This is a genomic window from Aquidulcibacter paucihalophilus, assembly GCF_002105465.1.
GTDB classification, from domain to species: domain Bacteria; phylum Pseudomonadota; class Alphaproteobacteria; order Caulobacterales; family Aquidulcibacteraceae; genus Aquidulcibacter; species Aquidulcibacter paucihalophilus.
Genome location: NZ_NCSQ01000169.1, coordinates 18631 through 42653, shown reverse-complemented (window position 1 = coordinate 42653; position 24023 = coordinate 18631). Strand labels below are relative to the sequence as shown.

Here is a 24023-nt window from a genome sequence, read left to right as displayed (position 1 = left end):
CGTCACAAATTTCCTTAGCCTCTGACAGTGCTAGGTTTTTTGTATCCCCATCTGGCCAGTTCCGCCGAGTAAGGCCGGAAAAATGACGATTTTTGGGCTAGGATTGTGCCTGTTCGGCCAACCAAAGAGCGCCCAGAAGGCCTGAGTCTAGTCCTAATCCGGCACCCACAACATCAAAACCGCCTTCGCCGGGAGCGGCCGTCCCATAGGGGCCGATGAGGGCTTTTGCCTGGGTGGCGACCCGCTCTACCAGCCCACCACGGGCCATCACGCCACCACCAAAAATGACGCGTTTGACCGCTGTGGTCAGGACCAGATTGGCTGCCAAATGCGCCAAATAATGGGCTTCTATGTCCCAGGCAGGATGATCATCTGGCAATTCAGACGCATCCATCCCCCAACGCGCCAGCAAGGCCGGGGCCGAAGCTAGGCCTTCAATGCAATCGCCGTGGAAGGGGCAAACGCCCTTGAATTGCAGGTCGTTTGGATGTCGCGGGGCCCGCATATGCCCGGCCTCAGGGTGCATCGTGCCCCAAACGGCTTTTCCACCCAAAATGATTCCGGCACCTATGCCTGTGCCCACCGTCACATAGGCAAGATCATCAAGACCCTGACCCGCACCCCATGCCCGCTCCGCAAAGGCTGCTGCCGTCACATCGGTCTCCAAGGCGATCTGACACCCCGTCCCGGCTGCCATATGTCCTGCCACATCCGCACCCGACCAATGCGGCTTGGTGGTCGCCAAAATATGACCCCAACGTGGGCTGGCGGGATTCACGGCCAAGGGGCCAAAGCAGGCCATGCCAATATGGCTGACGGCCAAGCCTTGGTCTTTATGCCCATTAAAAAAGGCTATCGCGCGCGCCAAAGTCTCGTCTGGCGTTGTGGTAGGAAAGGCCGTCCGCGACAGGATTTTGTCCTTGCCGTCGAAAATGGCACAGCGCCATGAGGTCCCTCCCGCATCTATACCGCCAAACTTGCTCACGAATCTGCCTTTCTTGGGATGGGGTGCCTGCGGCTTCCCCCTCTAGCGGGAAATGGGCCGCTGGCAAGGGTCGCCTGCGAAACCGATTGCAGGGACTTAGGCATGGGCCGACCCATTCGCTTGCGCTGCCACTGCTTGCCGCAGCAAAGGACGGGCAAAGATCAGCGCAACAACAGCGATCGCGTAAAGACCCGCCATCATCGCAAAGCCTGCAGCAAGGCCGGTATAGACCGCCATGGCCGGCAAAGCGAAGCTGGTGATCCCGGCGCCGATAAAGCCCAACATTGTCATCAGGCCAGCTGCCGTCGCCCGGGCCTCCGGTGGCATCACATCATGCATGGCCGCATAGATACAACCGTCAAACAGGCCCTTGCCAAAGCTGGTTGCGAACAACAAAAGCCCTACCGCCGTCGCGTTTGAAACCCAAGGGAATGGCACCAGGAAAAGGGCGGCAAAAACCAACCCAATCGCCAAAACAGTGAAGCGGCCAATGGGGCTGCGCGCCGCAAATTTATCGGCCATAAAACCACCCACGAGGACCGAGAAGAAGCCAGCTGTTGTAATCATCACAGGGCCTACCAAAGCACTATCGGCTAAGTTCAGGCCCAATTCGTCGTGCGCATAGGTGTTACACCAGTTCAAAACCCCCGACGAAGCCGATGTTGCCAGAAAGAAAACAAAGCACAGCAACAAAGCAGCCGGGTTCTTAAAGATGATCCCAATCGGCTCTGCCTTCTGCTCATCCTTAACGACGGGCTCGCCCGGTGCATCATCGCGCAAGTATTTGAACAAAATCGCCATGACAACAAAGCCAAGCGCAGCAAACACGATGAAGGGTGCGGGCCAGCCGTGGTGGTCAGCAAGTTTACCGGCCACCCAACCCCCAATGCCACCGCCGGCGAACACGGCGGTTTGATGGATCGACAGCGCGCGGCTGCGCACACTTGGCTTATGCCACGAGCTGATGAGTGCAGTCGCGGTTGGATAATAGGTCGACTCCCCGATCGCGACCAAGGTCCGCATGCCGAGCAACATGGCAAAGCCTGTGGCCAATGGCATGATCCCGGTTGCCATGCTCCAAAAGACGAGGCCGAAGATAATCATGTGGCGACGTCGGACGCTGTCGCCCATCCGTCCAAACACAAAGGCGCAGACGGCATAGGTCCAGAAGAAGGTCGTATCGATAATCCCCAATTGCACATCTGTCAGACCGAATGCATCGCGCAATAAGGGTTTGACAGAATTGAGGATGGAGCGGTCGGCCGCATTGAGGAAGGACACCATCCAGAGGAGAGCGATCAGGATCCACGGATAGGTGTCAGGCGCTGGCTTGCGTTGTTTCTCGGTCATGTTCTGCCTCACTTTCCACACCAAGCCAGCCACATGGCTGCTGTCCAAGAGAAGTCTGGTCCACCAGACCCCGCACCGGTCTCTGGGCTGAAGCTTTCGAAAAAGCCCGAGAGCTCGATCAGCTTGCGGGAATCGGTGCGAATGCGTTCAGCCCAATCGTCATGACCTGCTTCGGCAAGACCTTGGGCGACCATATAGCTAACCACCAGCCAGATCGGCCCACGCCAATAACGCTTATGGTCATAGGCACGGCTACCGGCTTCCAAGCTGGGCACCAGATAGGTTGCGCTTTTGGTCATGCGCTCTAAAGCGGCGATCAGGCGTTGCCTTTGTGCCTGCGTTCCCACCCCAGCATAAAAGGCGAGGAAACTGGCATTGGTCACAAGGCCCGAACTTTCGCCTGTGACCACATCGCGCGAGCAATAGGCCCCGACGTCCTCATGCCAGAGCCAGTCCATCCCCGCTTCTGATAGGGCGATACGGGCCTCCAGTTCTGCCACGACTTCGCGATCGTGCAGCGCGCGCGCCAAGACCAAAAGGTCGCGATTGGCGCGCAATAATTCCATCGACATGCCTACATCCAGCATCCGGAAGGGCCCATGATTGGCAATTTCACGGTGGTTCCAGCCAGACTTGCGGCCAAACTGCAGGATGGCAACATAGCGGTCATATTCCACAGCGGTAGGCCGCATGGCCGCATCAACATGGCCCGTATCGCGGCGCTGATAAGTGCCGACGCCAGAGGTGTCGACACGTGCAAGCGCGTCATCCCATTCACTGCTATTATCTCGGCCCGTCTCCCAATTATGGGTCACCATCACGAGGCCATTGCCCAAAGGATCACGATAGGTGTGGAACCAGCGATGGCTTTTCACGCAGGCTTGATAGAGCGCGATCATACGCGGATTGGCGGGGTCTGCCCCTTCATCTTCCCAGAGTTTTCGCACGATCGTGGCCAAAACAGGGGGTTGGGTAATGCCAGAAGTGGGCGGAGTTTTCCCCGTAGCCCACACCGATGGCCCCGGAAAATAGCCCGGATCATCCTTATGAAAGATGATATGCGGGATCATGCCATCTTCCCATTGGCCAGAAACCAAAGTCTCAATTTCTTGCCACGCGCGATCACGATCAAACTCGGCAAAGCCCAAAGCCACGAAGGCCGAGTCCCAATTCCATTGGTAGGGATAAAGCCCATGGGTTGGCACCGTATAGCCGCCGCGATCATTGCGGCGCAGAATCTCTTGGGCAGTTTGAGACAGGTCTTGCGTCACGTGGAAGCTCCTTCAATGGCAATCAGCCGGATATCATTCACATTGGTTCGGGTAGGCCCGGTCATAATCAGCCCGCCAAATCGCTCAACGAGGGGGTAGGTCCGGTTCGTGCTTAGGGCGTGGAGGGCCTCATCTTGAGGCACCCAAGAGGCGTGCAAATAGCCCCCAGCATTATCCTGCGTCCCATCAATCCCATCGGTGTCGCCAGCCAGAGCTTCAATCTTGGCCGTGTGCGGCAAGGCCGACATAATGCCCACTAAATATTCAAGATTGGGCCCACCCTGCCCATCCTTGCGGGCTTTGGTGACCGTCAGTTCCCCGCCTGAAATCATGAGGTGCCGACCGGGCGAGCGGGCAAGTAATTGGGCGCGCAATGCATGGGCTTTGCCGCAGCTTGCAGCATCACCCGTCAAGGCTTTGCCCGCGTCAATAATGTTCCAGCCATCGGCACTGGCACGGGCTTCAACGGCGGCCAAGGCGTCGCGATTGGTAGCGATGACTTTGACAGGATGGGTAGGTGTTGGGCTCGGCTCATTGGTGAGGATGGCTGCGCGAACAGCCTCGGGAACATCGACGCCGGCTGCCTGTAAAACCGACAAAGCGCCCTCAGGATAAAAGGTTGAGGCGATGCTGGGGCCAGATGCAACCAAGGCAGGGTCATCGCCCGCCACATCGGAAATCACATAGGTATAAAGCTCTGCGCCGCGAGCGCCGGCAATGGCGGCCAGCCGTCCACCCTTGACCCGGGACAAATGACGGCGAACCAGATTAATGTCCTGAATGGGCGCGCCCGAGCGCACCAAAGCATCGGTCACGGCCTGCTTTTCAGCCAAACTAATGCCCTTAGCGGGCGCACATAAAAGCGCGGAACCACCGCCCGAGGCCAGAAAGATCACGCGGTCATCGGGGCCAGCGGTCGCAGCCAAGTCCAACATCTTGGTGCCAGCTTGCAGGCTGTCATCATCGGGAACAGGATGGCGGGCCTCGATCAGCTCAATGCCTGTCTGGCTGAGATCTACCCCATGGCCATGCCGCGTGACCGCAAGACCCGTGATTGGCCCGTCTAGGGTTTCGGCTGCAACCAAAGCCATCTCAGCGGCAGCTTTTCCATAGGCCAGAACATAGGTTTTGCCCTTGACCAACCCCTTGGGCAGGGCCGGCGGCAGGGCGAGACGAGGACTTGCGGCGGCAATCGCGGCAGCAAAATAGTCGGTCAAGACGGTGCGATAGGTCATGATGCGTGCTCCTCCCCAGCCAAGAGCCATAAGGCTTCCATCAAGGAAGCGGTTGGAAGGAAAGCGTGCAAGGCTTGACTTGCGCCCTGCCCTGCACGCCTGTGATTGGCAGCTTTAGAAGCTATAGGTTACGCGAGCCATGATGCGGCGCGGCAGAACCGGACGGCCGACGAAGAAAGCACCATTTGCCGCTTGGTTATTGTCCTGCCGGGGCGAGCCTTCAGTCACGGCATCCTCATCCAAGAGATTATAGACATTGAGGCTGAAGCGCGCGCTTTGGTTGCCGATTGGCAGGGTATAGCCCATATCCAAATTCACGATATTCCACTCATCCAACAAAATTGTGTTGCTGGAGGAGGTATAGTTGGACCCCGTGAAATTGGTGAAGATGGACGCATCCCACTTGCCGTCATCGTAATAGAGGCCGGCATTATACAAGAAGCCCGGCTGACGCTCGACATCCTTGCCAATCAGAGCGGTATTGGAGTCAAACGCGCTATATTGGTTGGATTGTAAGGTAGCATTGCCGCTGAAGCGCAAGTTCGAGGTGATCTTGTAATCAATCGTGCCTTCGACCGCATAGGATTCAGTCCCAACCAGATTGACCCGCTCGATGAAACCACCCGCACCATCATTGACGAACAAGACTTGGCGGCGGTTGTCCAAGCTGGTCGCAAGACCTGCAAGCGTCAACGACACGCGCTTCATATTCATCTTCAGACCGATTTCGCCCTGATTGATGATTTCGGCCTTGAAAGACGAAGGCTGGAACAGAGAGTTGAACGACACCGAACGCAATTCTGGGAAGAAATAGCCGCGCGAGAAGTTCGCATAGAGGCTGACCCGGTCCGTTGCCTTATAAAGACCGCCAATCGCCCCTGCCCACTCGGTGGTCGAGACTTTACCCTTCGTGAACGCACCATTGCCCCAAATGACATCACGCAAAGCGGTCGACAAATTGGCTGTGGTGGAATCGGTCACCACGACAGAGGTCCGTTCGCGGCTAATCGTACCGGTCAGCTTCTCAACCCGGAAACCAATATCGAGGTTGAATTTCTCGCCAATCTTGATCTGGTCTGCAAAATAGCCGGCATAGCGCTCGGCTTCATGGCGGTTGTTCACATAGCCAGCACCGGCGTTCAAAAGACCATTGCGCGATACGATGGTTTGGGTCGCGCCATTGGTAATAACCAAATTGACCAAGCGGGGGCGGTTGTTCAGCTCTGCCAGATACGTGGTGGTGACGTTGTAATCATCCGCACTCGCATTACCGTAGAACGCACCCAGCGTAATGCTGTGATCCAAGGTACCAGTCACAAACCCCTTGGTCAGATTGATCTCAGCGGTGACGTCTTCTGCCGGACGCACGCGGTCGGTGAAGCGGTTGGCGAACAAAAAAAAGCGCATTGGCCGCAACTGTTCCCCCACCAACATAGGTGAAGTTCGCATTTGCGGTGCTACCAAGGCCACGATTGGTCAAGAAGCTTTGCAGGGTTTCAGGCACGTTGATCACGCCGTCACCGTCAGAGAACAGCCCGAATTTGTGCTTATAGTCGCTATATTTGATCTTGCCATTGGCTGCCCAGCCAGAATCGCCAAAACTCTTGTCAAACGACAGAGCGATCAGGCCGCCGGTGGTTGCCACACCATCGTTAATCTGAGAGACGAAATTCCCGGTCGGGGTTCTAAAACCTAGGCTCGGTCCAAAGTCGTTCTGAACCGAATTCACGATCTGACCGTCATTGCCAACCAAGCGCTCCCGCGTGGCACCATTTAGGGGAATGGGCAGATAAAATTGCGCTTGATCGTCGATATATTGACCCGACAGGGTGACCGAACCGCTGCCATCGCCAAAGCGATAGTCGAGATTGCCGCGAATCTGGCCACCGACCGTGTCCAAATTGGTGTCCAATGGGCCCGTGTCGCTGCGATAGAAGCCAGAGATGGAATAGAACAAGTTCTCGCTGATTGGGCCGCTGACAGCAAAGTCGCCCCGAACGCGACCTTCTTCGGCCACTTCAACTTGGGCAACGCCCTGATAGGTATCGCCACCCTTTTTGCTAATATAGTTGATCAGACCCGCAACCGAGCCTGGGCCAAACAGGTTGGACACACCACCGCGCACAAACTCCAGGCGCTGAACACCCAAATCGTTGCGGTAATAGACGTCATAGGCAGACGAGTTCAAGCCAAAGCTCGAAAGGACGGTGATACCGTCATACATGAGGGGCGTGAATTGGTATTGGCCGCCCGATGGCAGACCTTTGACGAAAATATTGGCCGCAACTTCACCGCCCCCGCCATCAGCTTTGATGGTTGGCACGGAGTTCAAGATATCGGCTTGACCGCCCGAGGACAGACGCGACAGGCTTTGCGCATTCAATTGGGTTACGGCCAAGGGCGTATCCAAAGCCACACGGCTGCGGCTGGTACCTGTTACGATGACGACGTCAACTTCCTTCTCCGGCTCGGAGGCAGTCGACTGAGTCTGGGTTTGGTTTTGGGCCCAAGCCATCGGTGCGAAGGCGAAAAGCGACACGCTGCCCAAAGCGATCGCCAGTTTTGACGTTGATTTCATAGTTTCTCTCCCCGTCGCTGGGTTTCCGCAAAGACCCCAACTGTTCATGAATATTTTAAGACTAGCAGGAATATAACTTATGACAAGTATTATTCAGCGGTTGGTGAGTTGCACTCCGAGAAACTTCGGGCCAAACTGACAGGCATGACCTCAAAGTTCCTGCCTCGCGACCAATTTGAGCTGCCCTCGGACAGCGAAATGGCGATTTTGAGCCATATTTTGCGCAACAAAGGCGCGGCGCAGCCCGACATCGTGTCGGCGACGGATTTGTCACAGCAGACAGTTTCGCGCTTGGTCAATGGCTTGTTGGCGCGAGGTGCGGTTCAATTGGGCGGTCGCATCCCCAATGGCAAGCGCGGTCAGCCACGGCTAAAACTCGAGATCGCCCCAAGCTATGCCTATTCGCTGGGTGTCGCGCTGATGACCGATGCCATGTCAGTCCTTTTGATGGATTTTGCCGGCCAAGTCGTCGACTATCATTATGTCGAAATGCCCAAAATGAGCCGCAGCGCCGTGTTCGCCCAATTGGATGAAACCGTACACGGATTTTTGGACCGGCATCCCCGTGCGAAGGACCGCTTGTTCGGGGTGGGGATTGGGATATCGGGCTATAGTTTGGATGGGCGGGCCCGCTACAACCCACCAGCCGCGCTCGATGATTGGGCGATGGTGGATATTGATCGGTTGTTTACGGACGCCTTGGGCCTACCTGCTTGGGTGGAGAATGATGGCAATGCAGCAGCCATCGGGGAAAGCTTGCTGGGCGTGGGGCGGCGCTATGCCAATTTCGTTTATGTGTTCATCGCCGCCGGTATCGGTGGCGGCGTGATTTCCAACCATCAGCTATTGCGCGGCATACATGGCAATGGGGGCGAGATTGGCTTGATCCTTCCGCGCAACATGTTTGAATTGCCCACGCTCGAGACCCTTTTGGCGTCGATCCGCGACAAGGGAATCGACGTCTCTAGCATTTCAGAAATGCTGGCGCGCTTTGATGCGAGCTGGCCGGGCGTGGATGAATGGATCGAGCGGTCACGCGACCCCTTATCCTTGATTGCCTCCTCCATTGCTGCCCTTTTAGACCCAGAGGCCATCGTCCTTGGGGGACGGCTTCCAGCTGAGCTCTCAGAAAAGATCATTCCGATGATTGAGCTCTATGACGATGCGCGGCGAGAGGAGCCTCGGCCATTGCCCAAGCTCCTCCTGTCTGAAACCCAAGTCGATGCCTGCGCGATTGGCGCGGCAATGTTGCCGCTAGAGAAGCAATTCTTCGCCAGCATGGTGTGAATTCGTTCTGGCTATTTTGGACACGCGCCTAAACGCTTGCCACTCACTTTAGTCTCAATGACTCGCCGCAAGAATTGAGCGCGCCCAACAACCATAAAGTCCTCATCGGCGAAATTGCCCTGCCAGCTTGTCACCATGGTACCAAAGGGCATGGCGCAGCGGGTTTCAAACGGATCCAATCGCCCTCAATCACGACATTCTGGGTTTGGCATTTTACCGCCTCCCGGCCTGGTGGAGGCTCAGGTTTAAACGGGGCCAGGGCGTCGGTCTGGAGGCTGGCGTCCGAATAGCAGGCGGTCCGGGTTTGAATCTGATCGGCATCGGGGCCCATATTCATACTTTGGCTCACTTGCCATTGGCCCGCCATGAGATGGGGGACCATCTGGGGTGTTGGCGGGGGCGTCACAGGGGCCGCTGCCATCAGGAACAGAAGCGTTGGAATGGCCAAGCTCGCTTGAAAGCGCGACTTGGAAAAAGAGAAAGCAAACATGGTTGAGGCCTTTCCTATAAAGACCTCAAGCGTTTAGCGCAGAGCCCAAAGCCTTAGGTGACAAGCTCTGGCGTCCGGGCCCAAGAGTGTGACAATCTGTGACAAGGCAATTGAATCCGCCGGCAATCTGGGGTGAAGGGGGATATGACATCACGACTTGGAACCCGCCGCCATGATCACCCCTGAGACCCCTCACATCTTGATTGTGGATGACCATCGCGAAATTCGAGACAGCCTTGGTGCCTTTTTGCGTCGCCATGGTCGACGGGTTACCACCGCGGAGTCTGTCGCGGTTGCGCGCGAAGCCATGAAGGTCAATCGGTTTGATCTGATCGTACTCGACATCATGATGCCGGGCGAAGATGGCCTGTCCTTTTGTAAATCCCTCATTCCCAGCCAGTCACCTCCGGTCATTTTGATCTCAGCGCGCGGCGAAGATGTGGACCGCATTGTCGGGCTGGAAATTGGCGCGGATGACTATTTACCCAAACCCTTTAACCCGCGAGAATTGTTGGCGCGCATCGACGCCGTCATCCGTCGTGCGGTGCAGCCGCCGCGGGGCAGCGTCACGGGCAGTATGAAAAAGGCGCAGTTTGGCGATTGGTCCTTCAGCCCAACCCAATTTCGCCTACAGCGTGAGGCAGAAGCCCATCTCCTTTTATCGTCAACCGAGGCGCGTCTATTGCAAGTCCTCGTACAACGACCCGGCATTGCTTTCTCGCGCGACCAATTGTTAGACCTCTCCAGCGTGCACGGGCTCGACATCAGCGAGCGGGCAATCGACACCCAAATCTCGCGGCTTCGAAGAAAGCTCGGCGACGATCCAAAAAATCCGCGCTTCATCCAAACCATCTGGGGCGGCGGTTATGTCTTCGCGGAGGCCGTAACATGGTCGGACGAAAACTAATTGGCTCCACGCTGGCGATGCAGGTCGGAGGGCTTGCCATTCTGGCAGTCATCCTTTCCAATATTCTCACCGTGGTCTTCTTCTTTGGTGACCGCAATGAAATCATCCGCACAATCGTCGACGTTGAGACCACCGCCCGCTTAACCCCGATTGTCGGCGCTATAGAGCGGGGTGAAGCCCTGCGCTTGGATGAAACTTTTAGCGTTCGCCCCGCAGACGGATGGCAAGCCAAGCCCGAGGTTTGGCAGGAAGCGCCCATGCTAGCCGATCAGATCAAGGCCTCGGCGGGGGCAAAAGATTTGCGTGTCTTTGTCCCCCGGATTTCAACCTTCACCTTTAAAGACTTGTTTCAGCAAGTGCAGCAGGGCGGGCCGGAAGTAGCCGCCATTGTCCGGCCGCAAGACCAAGCGCCGCTCCTCATCCAGGTTCGCATTCAACCGGATTTGCCACCACCCTTGGCGGCTCTTGTTGCGACCCTCATCTCTGGCATATTGATCACCTTTGGGACCAGCTTTCTGATCGGGCGGATGACCCAGCCCTTAACAAAGCTTGCGGCGGCGTCCGAACGCATCGGCCAAAGTGCGCAGATAGAGACGGTGCCGGTGCGCGGACCCTTAGAACTGCGTATCGCTGCAGGGGCCTTCAACCGCATGGCCCAACGGATCGGCCAATTGCTTGATCGCCAACGCGCGACCTTGTGGGCCTTGGGTCATGATTTGCGCACGCCTGTGACTGCCATGCGCATCCGGCTGGAACTGGTTGAAGATGAGGAGTCGCGCAACCGCTTGCGGGAATCGGTGCGGGAGATTGAGCGCGTTGTCGAAGACGCGCTGTTTCTGGCGCGCAGCGAGTTGGCCGCCCCACCTACCCAGCTTGCGAGCCTTGATGAGCTTGTGGAAAAGGCGGTCGCAGGTCTGAAAGAGGCAGATCCCAGCGCATCAGGCCGGCTGACTGTGGTCGGGGATGCGCAGGCCAAAATCCTGGCAAGGCCAAATGATGTGGTGCGCGCAATCCGCAATCTGGTCCACAACGCCTTGCGCCATACCTCTGGCCCCGTCCACGTCAATGTTTCGGCAGACCCGCAGCCTATCGTTGAGATTGGAGATTGGGGGCGAGGCCTCCCACCAGAAGTCTTACACTCCCCAGGCGAGCCTTTTGTACGCGGAGACCAAGCGCGCAGCGCCGATGGCAGTACAGGCCTCGGCCTTGCGATCGTCCGCTCGATTGCCGAAGGCCACAAGGCTCAGTTCGTTGCAGCGAATCGCACGGGCGAAAGCGGCACCATCATGCGGCTCCTATTTGATCCACGTTGAGCCCCAAAACAGTGGTGACACAGTTTGTCACACTTAAACAAAGCCTTGACGCACATCGCCCCGGGGCTTGATTTAGAGACAAGACCATTCTTCCCCCAAGAGAAAAGAGATGGTCTGATGAAACTTGCAACCTCCCTCGCCTCAACGGCACTTTGCCTGTCGTTAGGCATCCCCAACTTAAGTGCGGCGCAATCGACGCCAGCGAGCCTACAGGCAGACCCTGCGATGGAAGTCGTGGTTGTGCGCGGATCGCGCCTGCCCGAAAGCGTGCCGGGCGATGTTAAGCCAGAGCTGGTGGTGGGCACATTTGAGATCCGTACCACCGGTGCCACTACGCTCCCCGAACTTTTGGTGACCCTCCTCCCCCAAACCCAAAGCGGCGTCCGCAGGGGCGATAACAAGCCGATCCTGTTGGTGAACGGACGTCGGATTGCCGACTTTAGTGAAATCCGCGCCATCCCTGTCCGCGCAATCCGTCGGGTCGAAGTCTATCCTGAAGACGTCGCGCTGCGCTACGGCTTCCCGGCGGATCAGAAAGTCGTCAATTTGATCCTGTTCGGCAAGTTCTCCATTACCGGGATTACGGGAGGCATCGGCCAATCCGCAGACGCAGAACGCGAGACTTATGATTTGGTATTGGACAGCACCAAGATCGATACAAATGGCCGGTCGGTCTATAGTTTTGATGCGCAAAAGGCCTCTGGCGTCAGCGAGGAAGATTTAGGGCTGTCTCTATCCCCCGGTGGTATACCCAGTATACGGAGTATTCTGCCTGAGACCGAGACCTATCGGTTTTCAGGTGCCATTGGTCGTTCGGTCGGACGTTTCGGCGAACAAGGCTATGCGACCTTGGGCGTCGACGCTCAATCCGAAACAAGCCAATCCATCCTATCGCGGGTGCCAAACGGTGCCCAATTGGCCCGCGATTACGAGGCAACCAAGGCAAAAGCTTCCTTAACCCTTGAAGGGATCGTCAAGGATCGCCGCTGGAATGCGATCGTTTCGACTTATTCCGAAGATGAGGCCACGCGCACAGACCGGGCGGACGGCCGCGCGCGAGACCGCACAAATCAACAACTCAAAGGCGCATCATTTGACGGCACTTTGGCAGGGCCTGTGCCTGGTCTACCGGCTGGAACCGGTGCCTTCAATCTGCGGACGCAAGCCTCCACCGAAAAGCTTGAGTCGGATTATCAGCGCGGCTTGCAGGCCGGATCTGAAGACATTGACCGCACGAAACTGGAAACCAACGGCAGCTTGACCATTCCCCTCGCCAGCCGCAAAACAGCTGGAAACCTGTTGGGAGATGTCTCCATTACCCTCAATGGGGCGTTGTCGAGCAGCAGCGACTTTGGGGGCTCGAGTGGATGGGGCACAGGTCTCAACTGGTCGCCTAATTCGGAACTTCAGATCACCACACGCTATAGCACCGGCGAGAAGCTACCCACGTTGGAGCAATTGGGCGGACCGCAAACCAACATTCCTTCCGCCTCGGTCTATGATGCCCGAACGGGCCAGAGCGTGCGGCTGGACGAGACGCGCGGCGGCAATGGCACCCTTCTGCCAGAACAGCAGCGGGACTTTATCCTGGGCGCAACCTTCGCACCGCTTCAGATTGAAGGCCTCAATCTGTCTTTGACCTATGCGCGCAACAAGACCGAGGATTATATCGGCAGTATCGGGGTAAATACCCGCGCTGCAGAGACAGCTTTCTCCAGCCGCTATCAGCGCAATAGCGCTGGGACCTTGATTGGGCAGGACACGCGCGCCCTCAATCTTGGGGACCGAGAGACCGAGACCCTGAGCTTTGGTCTGTCTTACAGCCGCAACTTTGGCCAAGCCCCGCAGTTCTTGCGGGACATTGTCGCAAAGGTTCAAAAAGCACAGGAGGAAAATCCAGACGCCACCACTTTGCCCGGCGGCCTACCACCTGGCATTACACCACCGCCCGGGTTCAAACCGCCGCCCGGGGGCACACCACCCGACTTCAACCAACTCATGCAGGCAGCGAAGATACCCGGTGGCCGTTGGAACATCGGTCTCAACTATGCCTACACGCTTGATGACACCCTCATTCTGAAAAATAGTGGCGTGAAGCTTGATTTGCTGGAGGGTGACGCACTCGACACCGAGATGGGGCACAGACATCAACTGACCCTCGATGGCGGGCTCAATTATCGTGGGATTGGTGGACGTCTCGCGGCTGTCTGGAAGGGCGAAAGCGAAATCGCAACCGGCTATGGTGCAGAACGTCTATTTGTTGACGATCAGGCGACCTTGGACCTCTCGCTATTTGCCTCAACCGATTTGATGCCACAGCTCAATATGGCTGTCCCCTTCTTGAATGGGGCGCAGGTGCGGTTTGAAATCAACAATCTAACCGACAGCCAGCGAAAGGTCACCAATTCGGCTGGCCTCGTACCAACGGCCTACCAAAGTGGGCTCTTGGAACCCGAGGGCCGCAGCTACAAACTTAGCCTGAAGAAGCAATTTTAGTCCAAGGAGCAGCCTCTGTGCCCTTGGAAAGGCACAGAGGTTGTCCACTATAGGTTAGCGGATGTAGGGCAAGTCTGCTGGCATCAGGACCGTATCAATGGCGTGGATCAGGCCATTGCTGGCCGGGATATCAGCCTGCACCACGGCAGCGTTATTGATGCGAACGCCATTGCGACCGTCAATGGCCACAGAATGACCCTCTAGGGTTGGGCTGGTCATGGTGATGCCCATCAGGCCAGACGAAGGCACGCGTCCGCTGACAATGTGGTAAGAAACGATCCGACGCAACGCGGCGCGATTTTCAACTTTCAACAATTTTTCCAGCGTTCCAGCTGGTAGATTGGCAAAGGCTTGATCAGTTGGCGCAAAAACTGTGATCGGGCCAGACATAGTCAATCGGTCATAGAGACCTGCTGCATTGGCAGCGGCCAACAAAGTGTTGAACTGGCCATAGCCAGCTGCAACGCTGGCAACGTCACCTGGGCCGGTTGCCGGAACGGTCATCACCACAGGGTCGGCCGTCACAACGGTCACGGCCTGTGGCTTTGGTGCTTCGATCGTGGTGGTCGAGCAAGCACCCAGGGTCAGGGCCAAAAGGGGTAAAATGGCAAAGGTTTTTTGAAAATTAAAAATGGTCATGGAGATATCCTTTAGTGACGGGCAGTCAAAGCTGTCGGCAAGGCAACGCGTAAGCGGCGGACTGGTTCCAGTCTCGAAGCCCTAGCGAAGTTGATCGGGCAATTTTGGGATATCGATCAGACAAAAGGCCACAGAAGAATCTGAGACGCCATAAGGGAGCAGAATTTTATCGCCGTTGCGCAGCGCGCCGCAGGCGTAGACCACATTAGGCACATAGCCATTTCGGCCCCGATCACTTGGTACTAAAATAGGTTCTGCTGTGCGGCCTATGACCAATTGAGGGTCATTCTTGTCAAGAAGGAGTGCGCCCATCGCATATTTGCGCATCGCGCCTACGCCGTGAGTCAGTAACAAGAATCCCTCATCCAACTCAATCGGTGACCCACAATTACCTGTTTGGACGAGATCCCAAAGATATTTGGGACCGGCAATCGCCTTGCCTTTGTCCCAGTGCAACAACTTATCGGATTGCATGAAGAAATGGCTCTCACCATCATAGCGACCGAGCATAGCATAAGCTCCGTCCACACGGCGGGGAAAGAGCGCCATGCCTTTGCCATTAACTGCCGTTCCGGTCATGGGCTGGAGCTTGAAGTCGGTGAAGTCCAAAGTCGTCATCAATTCTGAGCGCACTTCAAGGCCAGAATAGGCCGTATAGGTTCCATGAAAAACCGAAGTTTGCCTGTCGTCTTCAAACCGCACCATGCGCAGATCTTCCAGACCGTTACGCTGGGCATTTGTGACCGGGAAGATCACGGCTGCTGAGATCGGGACCGTTGGCGGTCGTGTCACAGTCACAATGCCATCAGCATCGGGGCCGCTCGAATTGGCCGCCAGTGTTGGGCTAGTCTGGGGCCAAATCTGAAGGGTGTTGCCCCGCGTCAATATTCCTTCCCGAAATGAGATCGACGAAATGTGGCCTTCGCCGACATTGCGAAGCGACAGGATGAAGCGAAGGTCGCCCGGCCGCATACCCGTTTGGTCTGGGTGCGCCACAATGGAGGGATTAGTAACTGCAGCTGCGCAATAGGCATATTCAAGACAAAAATAGGCACCGATAAGCTCTAAATGCGCCGTTGACAGCGTGTCGCAATCGCCGGCAATTGCCTCGCAGATCTTAAGACTGCGCTCTAGAAATAAGCTGCGAGTCTCCCAATGCCGCCCCTTAAAGTCAGCATTCACATGGTCCAACGCATGCAGACAAGTTTCTTGATCGAGGGTTGCTACCGTGTGAAAGATCCGCCGAGCGCGAGCCAATTGGGTTGGGTGCAAGTCGCGTGGTTCCGGCGCGATGTGAAACGGCCGGATCACAACTAAGGACGGATCGGGAAGAAGGGTGCCCTCCAAGAATTGGATCACATGGATAGCCCAATTGGAGTCGCTGCCGGGTTATTCCCAACAATGGTCACACGTGCCATCGCACAATTTGCCATTTGGCGCGCCAGAATTGATTCAGCACCTTGGTTTCGGTTCACACCTGTCTCGGTTAAGCCATCAAAACACCCGCCCCGCTGATCACTCAACGGCAAGCCATTATCGTTCTCGCCAAAGAACCATGCATGAGCGGTTTGCGCCATGATCAGCCACTTGCTCTGCTTGGTGGCAGCATAGGCCGCCAATGCTGCATCAATGGTGGCACAGGCCTCAATCGGTTGTTGGTCAAGCAGCCGTGGCGGCGCGAATGCGGTCGCGGGGGTTGAGCTTCCCACCGCTCGGAAAAACCCATTGGGAGCCTTTTGAATGGTGTCGAGCCAAGCCAGAGTCTTCAGGCCGATCGACAGCATATCAGGCCGGCTGAGACTAACGCCAGCTACGATCAAGGCCTGAGGGATGCGAGCGTTGTCATAAGATAGGCTGGGCTCGAGCCACTGCCAAGTTGGCGCGCTGTGGGTTTCAAACCGCGCCAACAGGCCTTCGGCATGCTGTACCAACATGTCATAGACTGCCAGATTATGCGGCTCTCCATGTAACAGACTGACCGCCCCGAGGATCGTGAAGCATTGGGCTCGCAACGATCCTAAAGTCGCTGCCGATAGCCCCACTTCTTTTGCCAGAGCAATGGCCCACAAGCGAACTTGCTCATGCTCAGCATAGCAAGCTGTCTCACCCAGCGCCCAGAAGGTTCGACCATTGCTGTCTGGCGAGCCTTCAGGCTCCAGCCAGGTCCGATCATAGCCCATGAAATTGCGGAAGGCTTGTGTGTTGGGGTTCCAGGCATGTTGTACAAAGGCAGCATAGGTGCGCTCCAAATGATCAAGCGTGTGGTTCTTATGGCCCAATTGCCGGAAACGTTGGATGAGTATGAGCGCGCGAACGGCGTCATCAATGCAATAGCCGTGCGCTCGATTATCAATGCCGTAGGACGCATGTTGCATAATCCCGCAAGCATCGGTCACCCGCTGGACCCCCAAAAGAGTCGGGAGACTTTGGTCATGTAGGCGGGGAGCAGCCACATGCGTTTCTTGGCACCGCGAAATCGCGGTTTGAAACGCGGCGGCATAAGCCTCAGCCGAGCGCTCCCAAATGGTTGTGCGTCCTTTGGCATAGGCCGATCGCCCGGCCGCCAACAGCCGTTCGGGGTCTTCGAGCAGGCGGGAGATGACAGCGGCAAAGCCAGCGGAGTCACCAAAATCGACCAAGGCACCGCACGTCTCATCCACCCATTCGGTTGCGTGCCAAAATGGCGTGGATATGACCGGCTTGCCCAAAGCAATCGCGTAAGCCAGCGTACCGGATGTGACTTGGGCTCGGTTCAAATAAGGTGTCACATAGATGTCTGCCGCGCTGAGATAAGTCATCAAAAGCGCATTGTCGACAAAGGCATCCACAAAGCGGATATGTTCCGCAACGCCCAAATCTTCCGCTAGTCTAATCAAACCATCGCGGTAGGCCTCGCCATCCACTCGTTTGAGGTTGGGGTGGGTTGCGCCTAGGATAACATAAAGGGCGTCTGGATGGGTTACGACAATTTGAGGCATTGCCGCAATAAGGGTTTCAAGGCCCTTGCCCGGCGACAACAAGCCAAAGGTCAATAGCACTTTATAGGGGCTAAGGCCCAAACTTGCTTTGAAGGAATCCGGTCGTACAAACGGCCGATCTGGCGTGCCATGCGGACAAATAGTGACCTTCGCTGGGTCGGCGCCATAGACGTCATTCAGCAAATCCGCGCCCTTCTTGGCCATCACAATGACTTGGTCGGCACGCCGCAACAGGGCGGCAACCACATGGCGCTGTCCTTGGGTTGGTGTCTCGATTACCGTATGCATGGTGATTACTACGGGGGCGGTCAGACGGTCGATTAAGTCGAGAATACAAGCGCCATCAATACCGCCAAAAATCCCAAACTCATGCTGGATCGACACCACGTCGGTTCCGAGATGATTGAGGCGGTCAGCCGCCTTGCGATAGTCGGTTTGCACATGCTGACGGATACGACACAGCGCCGGCTCATCCGACAGGGATTCGTCGTCATCTAAGATGCGAACAAGGTCGCAGGCCCAGCCGTCCAACAGGTTTAGAGAGCGCCGTACGTCTGCGGTAAAGGTTGCGATTCCGCACCGTCGCGGCGGAAAAGTGCCAACAATCGCGACGCGTCGGTCGGTCGGCTCAGCCGTTTGCGGCAGAAAGCGCAATAGCCCCTCGAGGCTTGGCAGAATGGTCGTACGCGGAGCTTCAGGGGGAGCTGGCTGCATGGACTTGATCCTTATCACGCCAGCAAAGGCCAGCATCAGTCCATCAACGCCAACACGAAAAAAGGGTTCCTTTAAGAAAGGCGAACGCAGATATTTTTGGAACCGCGTGGGGGTGGGGGCGTAACTCCTCCACAAGGAGATACCTATGCGCCCTGCACCTAAATCCAAACCCATTAATCCCGCTGAATCCTTGACGATTCCTGATGCGAACAATGTCCTCCAGCTTTACGCGCAAGACTTTGACAGCTGGGAATTCACCGAAGCGCATCCGCGCACCACCCCATTTTGCGAAACTTCTTCTACCCTCGGAGGCCCTGATGACACTTGAAGGACATACCCTATCGCCCGACGAATCCTTCGGGGTTTTCAACCGATCTTCCAGTACTTTCGTACTGCCCAGCTTACCATTCGAAGTCACCGCCTTAGCCCCCATAACCGGTGCTGAAACCTTGGGCGTTCATTTGGGCAAACACCATCAGGCCTATGTCGACGGCGCAAACCGATTGATGGAGCCGATGGTCAAGAAATTTGAGACCGCCGTTGACGTGATTAGCTTTGCCCGCAGCGTCGAAGCCCACGGGCTTCTGGAACAAGCGGGTCAAGCGCTAAACCACGCTTTCTTTTGGACGTGTCACCAAGCTGCCGGCCTAACGCGCCCAGAAGGCAGTCTCGAAATTGCAATCAACGACAAGTTTGGTGACTTCACGGGTTTTACCGACGCAGCCATCGCCTTGGGTAAGTCTAGGGTTGGATCTGGCTGGATCTGGCTGGTCGCCGACCATGAAGGTGCGGTCCGCTTGGAACTGACGCGCGATGCCGAGACGCTTCTGGATGACCCAAGTTTGGCCGTCTTACTGGTCTGCGACGTCTGGGAGCATGCCTATTATCTCGACAGGGCGTCCGACAGAGCCGGTTGGATTGATGGCTTTTTTGGCCAATTGGCAGACTGGTCTATGGCCAAGTCGCGCTACGAACATAGGCTGTGCCGGGAACCAGATGCCACATAGAGCGTTTCATCCATACCTCCCAACCAAAGGCGAAGATTATGAACAACGACACCATTAAAGGCCAATTCGACCAATTCATCGGCGCAGCTAAATCCCAGTGGGGCAAGTTGACCGACGATGACTTTTTGCGGGTCAGCGGTGACCTGCAAAAACTGAAAGGCGCAGTACAAGAGCGCTACGGCATCACCAAAGAAGAGGCGGAAAAGCAAGTGAGCAAATGGGAATCTAGTCGCCCACGCGACATGACTGACCGTTCTGGAACCTAATCGATCATGCCCGCCGACTTCTGACATGGTCCTCTCGTTAGATGTCATGTGGGCCTGAGCCGGGCTCTTTAACACCGCAGTGCCCACTGCGATCCCCCTGTTTATTGTTCGGTTTTGGCCGCCGCCCTTCTCACCAAGTGCGGCGGCCAGTTTTTGGGGTGCGTTGACAGCAGAAAAAGCCAAAGCGGCCCAACTCCCCAATTTCGGTTGGGGAGTTGTCTGTTTGGACTGGACTCACGAAAAGATGCAGACGAATGCCCCCTCCCCATAAAGAGAGGGGGTCTTTTGGTTTATAGACCGCGTGGCGATTGATCGCGTACCCAACAGGTTCGATTGCTATTTGGGATGACGTAGTAATAGGCACCATTACGATCGCGGTAAGTTGGTCCACGACGCGACGTTGCGCATTCATCACGGCGTTGGTCCAAACTATAGCCGCGCACCGCGCCTGCCGTCCCGCCGATGACAGCACCGACTACCGCGCCATTGCCCGCATCGCCGTTACCGGTGTTATTGCCGATAACGGCACCAGCTATGGCGCCAATGGCGGCACCAGCGCCGGCATTGCGTTCCATATTGCCGGTTGTGGTGCATGCACCCAGTGCGCCGGCCCAGATAATCAGGCCTAATGTAGGTATTTTCATAGCAAATATCCAATTCGAGAAGAGAGAAAGGTTTAGCTTTAAGGCTAACTAGGCAGCCTGCCGCGCAGGGCGGCAGCAACAGCACTGATTAGAAACAAGACCGCAAAAACAAAGAAGAGGATTTTGGCGATATCGACGGATGCGCTTGCGATGCCACCAAAACCCAGCACCCCTGCGATCAAGGCCAGTATCAAGAAACTAATGGACCAACGCAGCATGTCGGTTTTCCTTTCCGAAAAGGTGGGACCACATGGCCCACACCATGCAGATCAAACTCTGGCTCGCGCCAATCGTTCCCTTTCCGGAAAGCTTAAAGAGTGGGAAGAAGGAAGCTGACGCTCACACACGAACCGCCCCCTTTGAACCCTGACAGTACGAGTTGGCTGCCCAATTGCCGGCCAAACGCGGTCAATAGGCTGTGACCAGTGCCGAGCTTTGGCCCAGTTCCAGCCCAGCCGATCCCAGTATCGCAAATCTGCAAACAAGCGAGCTTTTGGTCTGTGATATCGAGGGAGACATGCACTTGCCCTGTCGCTTCACTAGGAAAAGCGTGGATGATAGCATTAGTGAGCGCTTCAACAACAAACATCGAAATCGGCACGGCCAGATCTGTCGCAACCGGCAATGCCGGACAACGGCATTCGATGGTGATCCGCTGCATCTGGATTGGATAGCTTCTACGGACCTGGGCGCAGAGGTCGACCAGCAATAGTTGGACGTCGATTGTCGACGCGTGGGCTAAATCATCGCTCTCAACGATTAGACGCTGCACAAGAGCTAAAGCGGTTACGCGGGACTGTACTTGCTCCAGCGGGGCTCGTTGCTCAGCCGTTTCGAGTTGTCGCGCTTGTAAGCTCAATAAGCTCAACACCACTTGGATATTGTTCTTGACCCTGTGGTGCAGTTCTCGAACCAGATTGTCCTTTTGTTTGGCGATCTGGACCAAATGCTGATCTCGTAGGTCTACTCGGGCTGCCATCGCCACCATTTCCGCATGCAACTCCAAGAGCTCTTGTGGCTCAAATGCATCGCCTACATGATCTTTGGGCACCAGCCCTGCACCATAATGTTTGGCCATAACGCGCAATCGTTCGATTGGCCGAATGGCCCAGTATTCCATAGCAAACCAACTTGCCGCTCCGGCAAACAATAACGCGATCAAAGGCAAGGCAATATCGGTCGCCATGTGGAAGAATGTCGAAGAATATAGAATTTCGTCGGGCATCGCATACCGGACCAGAAGGTGATTAGGTACCAAGATGTAAGAGGTGGATGACCAAGTTTTACCTCGATTGTCGCGGGTGATCTCAATTGAGTTGGAGGGATTTGCGCCCAAAGGTTCTGCAGTGCCCCTAGCGTCTACTAAGGTTAATTGCGCTTGGCGGTCCAACATACGGCGATTGAGATCTTGCTCAAGACGGTTCAAGTCTAAGCCGAAGACAATATGGCCATCCGGACGGGTCTGTTCATCTACCAGGCCGAGTGCGAGGATGAGGCTTGGTTTGCCCGTCGCACGATCAACCACCGGGCCTGCAGCGGACAATTCCTGGCCTGATGATAACTCACGCCACCAAGCTCTATCACTGACATTATTGGTTACCGAGATCCTATGGGCGGCACAGAGAATTTTCCCGTTGGCATCAATCCGCGCAAGGTTAGAAACAAAGGGCATACCGACCAAGGCAATCGCCAAGGTCTCGCGACAGGTTGCAGAGCCCTCCCTTACGTCTCTTCTATTGCTCAAGCGCAACAGAGCGTGACGGCCCGTTTCAATGACATGCATCCCTTGTTCACCCGCAATCGAGACCTGATCAATCAGACTAGATTGAACGACCTTGCGATCATGGGACAGTCGCGCAAAGGCTTGCGCAAAACTGATGCAGAAGACCGGCACCATTGCCCCGCCTACTGCAACCAGTAACAGGCTGCGCAAGGACTGGCTTTGAAACCATGTACGCCAGAATTTAGAATTACGCGCTAACAGCATTAAGGACGGTTGGGATCAAGGCGGCGAAGTTCGCCCAAAATAGCTTCGCTGGCTTGTGCGCTCGTGGGTCTGGGCTGACTAAGGTCGCGCTGTCGATCATCGACAAAGTCCCGCAAAAAGGCTCTCCCGCGCGCAACCCGGCTTTTCACCGTACCAACCGCGCAGCCAATGATTTGTGCGGCTTCCTCGTATGCAAACCCGCCTGCCCCAACGAGGATCAAAGCCTCTCTTTGTTGGGCGGGAAGCGACTGCAGACCTGCCGCTAGTTCTGCCAAGGCCATATGGCCTTGTTGAGCTGGCTCACAAACCAAAAGCTTGTCCGCAGCATCTGGATCCCAAGGTGCAACGCGCCTTTGCTTGCGGCACCACGAATAATAATGGTTACGCAGGATCGTAAAAATCCAAGCCTTGAAATTTGTATTGGGCAGATAACTCGCACGCGCCGCCCAAGCCTTGGCTAAAGCCTCTTGTGCCAAATCATCGGCCAGATCAGCCCGACCGCAAAGGCCGCGCGCGAAAGCACGTAGGGGTGGGATGACCAAAACAAGCTTGGAGGCAAATTCAGCGGCCAGCACCCGCGCCAGTTCTACATCTACTTCGGGCAGTTTCACCGGCTGGATGGCGACCCCGCGACGGGCAAAGTGCAAGCGCTCGCGGGTCATGAGCTTGCCTCATTTTCAGGCTTATCAGTTGGCGGCGGTGTTTCATCGCTATTAGCGACAGCTTCTAAAGCTGCATCTATCTGGGCAAGGAGGGCGCTGAATTCTTCTGGGACCGGTTCCAGCAGGACCTCTTGGTACAGAGTGCGTAATCCAGCGACGATCGGGTCGTCATTCAAGTCTGGGGAAGGGCTAGGACTGATTTCATTCAGCGGATCTATTGGGGGCGGTGGCACCTGGGTCACGCGACGGGTCCGATCTGTGGTAAAGCGCCTTATGGTCCCACCGGAACGAGATGGCGCGGGCAAGTCTTCAGCAGGGTCGGGCAGATTTCGAGCCGCCCAATATAGGTTTCAAACGCGGCCCTTTCCGAAACGTTCCAAGTGATGGGAACTTATTTCCCGGATGTGCGTTTTCGCGGTGCAAGCCTTAAGGAGAATTCCATGTCAGCAGTTGCCAATTTCGGACCGCACCTTCCCATCCTGCGCCGTTATGCGCGCGCCATGACCGGTTCGCAAGTCAGCGGCGACGCCTGCGTCCGCGCAGCATTGGAGGCCATTTTGGCAGCGCCCTCTCAGATCTCTAACGCCTATCCGCCCAAGGTAGAGTTGTTCCGCCTGTTTCACGCCGTCTGGACATCGGTTGCCCCTGCCTTGGACCCAAAGCAAAGACCAGAGCGCGGTGCGCTTCTTCTCACAGCCGTGGAAGGCTTTAGCCACGATGAAGCGGGCATTGTCTTGGGGAAGCCCGTTTTTGATATCGTCCTAGAGATAGAAGCCGCGCGCGGCGATCCAATCTGAATCGATTGGAAAAGTGCTCATTATTGAGGATGAATCCATCATCGCGATGCATTTGCAGACTTTGGTGGAGGATTTAGGCCACCGTGTTATCGGCGTGGCCACAACACGGCGAGAAGCTGTGAGCTTGGTGGAGCAGACTGAGCCCGACTTGATCCTGGCCGATATACGTCTAGCAGATGGATCATCAGGAATTGACGCTGTGGCCGATATCCTGACCCTATGCGATGTGCCTGCCATCTTCATCACAGCATTTCCTGAGCGCCTGTTAAGCGGCGAGGCCCTAGAACCAACCTATCTGATCACAAAGCCTTTCTTGCCAGAAACAGTGACGGCTACAATCAGTCAGGCCATGTTCTTTCATCGCGAGAACCAGAGGGAAATGACGGCCAATCGGCCCTAAATTCCCCTGCCGTTGAA

The 24023-nt window shown here is 56.1% G+C and carries 24 protein-coding genes; 9 read left to right on the top strand and 15 right to left on the bottom strand.

Annotation, left to right across the window (positions count from 1 at the left end):
* Window positions 1-97: 97 nt before the first annotated feature.
* The 6 genes from B7364_RS14935 to B7364_RS14910 all read right to left on the bottom strand — a co-directional run bounded on the left by B7364_RS14935 (window position 98) and on the right by B7364_RS14910 (window position 7419).
* On the bottom strand, window positions 98-985 hold the full coding sequence (locus B7364_RS14935; protein ID WP_085340841.1) for an ROK family protein: 888 nt from the start codon (window positions 983-985) through the stop codon (window positions 98-100).
* Between the two features lie 96 nt (window positions 986-1081).
* Window positions 1082-2335 (bottom strand): MFS transporter, encoded by a 1254-nt coding sequence (locus B7364_RS14930; protein ID WP_085340840.1) that lies wholly within the window; start codon window positions 2333-2335, stop codon window positions 1082-1084.
* 8 nt (window positions 2336-2343) lie between these two features.
* Window positions 2344-3606 (bottom strand): MGH1-like glycoside hydrolase domain-containing protein, encoded by a 1263-nt coding sequence (locus tag B7364_RS14925; RefSeq protein ID WP_085340839.1) that lies wholly within the window; start codon window positions 3604-3606, stop codon window positions 2344-2346.
* A complete protein-coding gene (locus tag B7364_RS14920) occupies window positions 3603-4841 on the bottom strand; it encodes a glycerate kinase type-2 family protein (protein WP_198534280.1) in 1239 nt (412 codons plus the stop codon). The genes B7364_RS14925 and B7364_RS14920 overlap by 4 nt, the downstream gene beginning before the upstream one ends.
* 114 nt (window positions 4842-4955) lie before the next feature.
* Window positions 4956-6248, bottom strand: coding sequence for a TonB-dependent receptor domain-containing protein (locus B7364_RS14915; RefSeq protein WP_085340837.1), 1293 nt, complete (start codon window positions 6246-6248; stop codon window positions 4956-4958).
* Entirely contained in the window at window positions 6181-7419 is a 1239-nt protein-coding gene (locus B7364_RS14910) for a TonB-dependent receptor plug domain-containing protein (RefSeq protein WP_157893726.1), read from the bottom strand. The genes B7364_RS14915 and B7364_RS14910 overlap by 68 nt, the downstream gene beginning before the upstream one ends.
* A 144-nt stretch (window positions 7420-7563) precedes the next feature.
* On the opposite strand from B7364_RS14910, the gene B7364_RS14905 reads away from it, so the two are divergent.
* A complete protein-coding gene (locus B7364_RS14905; RefSeq protein WP_085340835.1) occupies window positions 7564-8706 on the top strand; it encodes an ROK family transcriptional regulator in 1143 nt (380 codons plus the stop codon).
* Window positions 8707-8836: 130 nt separating this feature from the next.
* On the opposite strand, the gene B7364_RS14900 is transcribed toward B7364_RS14905, so the two are convergent.
* On the bottom strand, window positions 8837-9196 hold the full coding sequence (locus tag B7364_RS14900) for a hypothetical protein (protein ID WP_085340834.1): 360 nt from the start codon (window positions 9194-9196) through the stop codon (window positions 8837-8839).
* Between the two features lie 172 nt (window positions 9197-9368).
* Here B7364_RS14900 and B7364_RS14895 point away from each other — a divergent pair, with 172 nt between their 5' ends.
* From B7364_RS14895 to B7364_RS14885, 3 genes are all read left to right on the top strand, one after another.
* Window positions 9369-10103, top strand: coding sequence for a response regulator (locus B7364_RS14895; RefSeq protein WP_085340833.1), 735 nt, complete (start codon window positions 9369-9371; stop codon window positions 10101-10103).
* Window positions 10085-11416 carry a sensor histidine kinase gene (locus B7364_RS14890; protein ID WP_085340832.1) on the top strand — a complete coding sequence of 444 codons (1332 nt, stop codon included), beginning with the start codon at window positions 10085-10087 and terminating at the stop codon, window positions 11414-11416. The genes B7364_RS14895 and B7364_RS14890 overlap by 19 nt, the downstream gene beginning before the upstream one ends.
* 117 nt (window positions 11417-11533) lie before the next feature.
* Window positions 11534-13912 carry a TonB-dependent receptor gene (locus tag B7364_RS14885; RefSeq protein ID WP_085340831.1) on the top strand — a complete coding sequence of 793 codons (2379 nt, stop codon included), beginning with the start codon at window positions 11534-11536 and terminating at the stop codon, window positions 13910-13912.
* A gap of 54 nt (window positions 13913-13966) precedes the next feature.
* On the opposite strand, the gene B7364_RS14880 is transcribed toward B7364_RS14885, so the two are convergent.
* The 3 genes from B7364_RS14880 to B7364_RS14870 all read right to left on the bottom strand — a co-directional run bounded on the left by B7364_RS14880 (window position 13967) and on the right by B7364_RS14870 (window position 18243).
* Entirely contained in the window at window positions 13967-14551 is a 585-nt protein-coding gene (locus B7364_RS14880; protein WP_085340830.1) for a fasciclin domain-containing protein, read from the bottom strand.
* A gap of 81 nt (window positions 14552-14632) precedes the next feature.
* Window positions 14633-15910, bottom strand: a complete 1278-nt coding sequence (locus B7364_RS14875) for a glycoside hydrolase family 130 protein (protein WP_106407657.1) — start codon at window positions 15908-15910, stop codon at window positions 14633-14635.
* Complete coding sequence (locus B7364_RS14870) at window positions 15907-18243, bottom strand: glycosyltransferase family 4 protein (RefSeq protein ID WP_198534279.1); 2337 nt, start codon at window positions 18241-18243, stop codon at window positions 15907-15909. The genes B7364_RS14875 and B7364_RS14870 overlap by 4 nt, the downstream gene beginning before the upstream one ends.
* A 145-nt stretch (window positions 18244-18388) precedes the next feature.
* Between B7364_RS14870 and B7364_RS18040 the strand changes: the two genes are divergently transcribed.
* Genes B7364_RS18040 through B7364_RS14860 form a run of 3 tightly spaced genes read left to right on the top strand, consistent with a single transcriptional unit; the run spans window position 18389 to window position 19516 of the window.
* Entirely contained in the window at window positions 18389-18571 is a 183-nt protein-coding gene (locus tag B7364_RS18040; RefSeq protein ID WP_198534278.1) for a hypothetical protein, read from the top strand.
* Complete coding sequence (locus B7364_RS14865) at window positions 18561-19250, top strand: superoxide dismutase (protein WP_198534277.1); 690 nt, start codon at window positions 18561-18563, stop codon at window positions 19248-19250. Before B7364_RS18040 ends, B7364_RS14865 begins: the two co-directional genes overlap by 11 nt.
* 38 nt (window positions 19251-19288) lie before the next feature.
* Window positions 19289-19516 carry a CsbD family protein gene (locus tag B7364_RS14860; RefSeq protein WP_085340826.1) on the top strand — a complete coding sequence of 76 codons (228 nt, stop codon included), beginning with the start codon at window positions 19289-19291 and terminating at the stop codon, window positions 19514-19516.
* A gap of 290 nt (window positions 19517-19806) precedes the next feature.
* On the opposite strand, the gene B7364_RS14855 is transcribed toward B7364_RS14860, so the two are convergent.
* The 5 genes from B7364_RS14855 to B7364_RS14835 all read right to left on the bottom strand — a co-directional run bounded on the left by B7364_RS14855 (window position 19807) and on the right by B7364_RS14835 (window position 23051).
* Entirely contained in the window at window positions 19807-20160 is a 354-nt protein-coding gene (locus B7364_RS14855) for a YMGG-like glycine zipper-containing protein (protein WP_085340825.1), read from the bottom strand.
* 44 nt (window positions 20161-20204) lie between these two features.
* Window positions 20205-20378 (bottom strand): DUF1328 domain-containing protein, encoded by a 174-nt coding sequence (locus B7364_RS14850; protein ID WP_085340824.1) that lies wholly within the window; start codon window positions 20376-20378, stop codon window positions 20205-20207.
* Window positions 20379-20470: 92 nt separating this feature from the next.
* Window positions 20471-22147 carry a sensor histidine kinase gene (locus B7364_RS14845; RefSeq protein ID WP_085340823.1) on the bottom strand — a complete coding sequence of 559 codons (1677 nt, stop codon included), beginning with the start codon at window positions 22145-22147 and terminating at the stop codon, window positions 20471-20473.
* Complete coding sequence (locus tag B7364_RS14840; RefSeq protein WP_085340822.1) at window positions 22147-22809, bottom strand: sigma-70 family RNA polymerase sigma factor; 663 nt, start codon at window positions 22807-22809, stop codon at window positions 22147-22149. The genes B7364_RS14845 and B7364_RS14840 overlap by 1 nt, the downstream gene beginning before the upstream one ends.
* On the bottom strand, window positions 22806-23051 hold the full coding sequence (locus B7364_RS14835; protein ID WP_085340821.1) for a NepR family anti-sigma factor: 246 nt from the start codon (window positions 23049-23051) through the stop codon (window positions 22806-22808). The genes B7364_RS14840 and B7364_RS14835 overlap by 4 nt, the downstream gene beginning before the upstream one ends.
* A 198-nt stretch (window positions 23052-23249) precedes the next feature.
* Between B7364_RS14835 and B7364_RS18315 the strand changes: the two genes are divergently transcribed.
* Both B7364_RS18315 and B7364_RS18310 read left to right on the top strand, forming a co-directional pair.
* A complete protein-coding gene (locus B7364_RS18315) occupies window positions 23250-23606 on the top strand; it encodes a hypothetical protein (RefSeq protein WP_332835090.1) in 357 nt (118 codons plus the stop codon).
* A 13-nt stretch (window positions 23607-23619) separates the two neighbouring features.
* Entirely contained in the window at window positions 23620-24006 is a 387-nt protein-coding gene (locus B7364_RS18310) for a response regulator (RefSeq protein WP_332835089.1), read from the top strand.
* The last annotated feature ends 17 nt before the right edge of the window (window positions 24007-24023 follow it).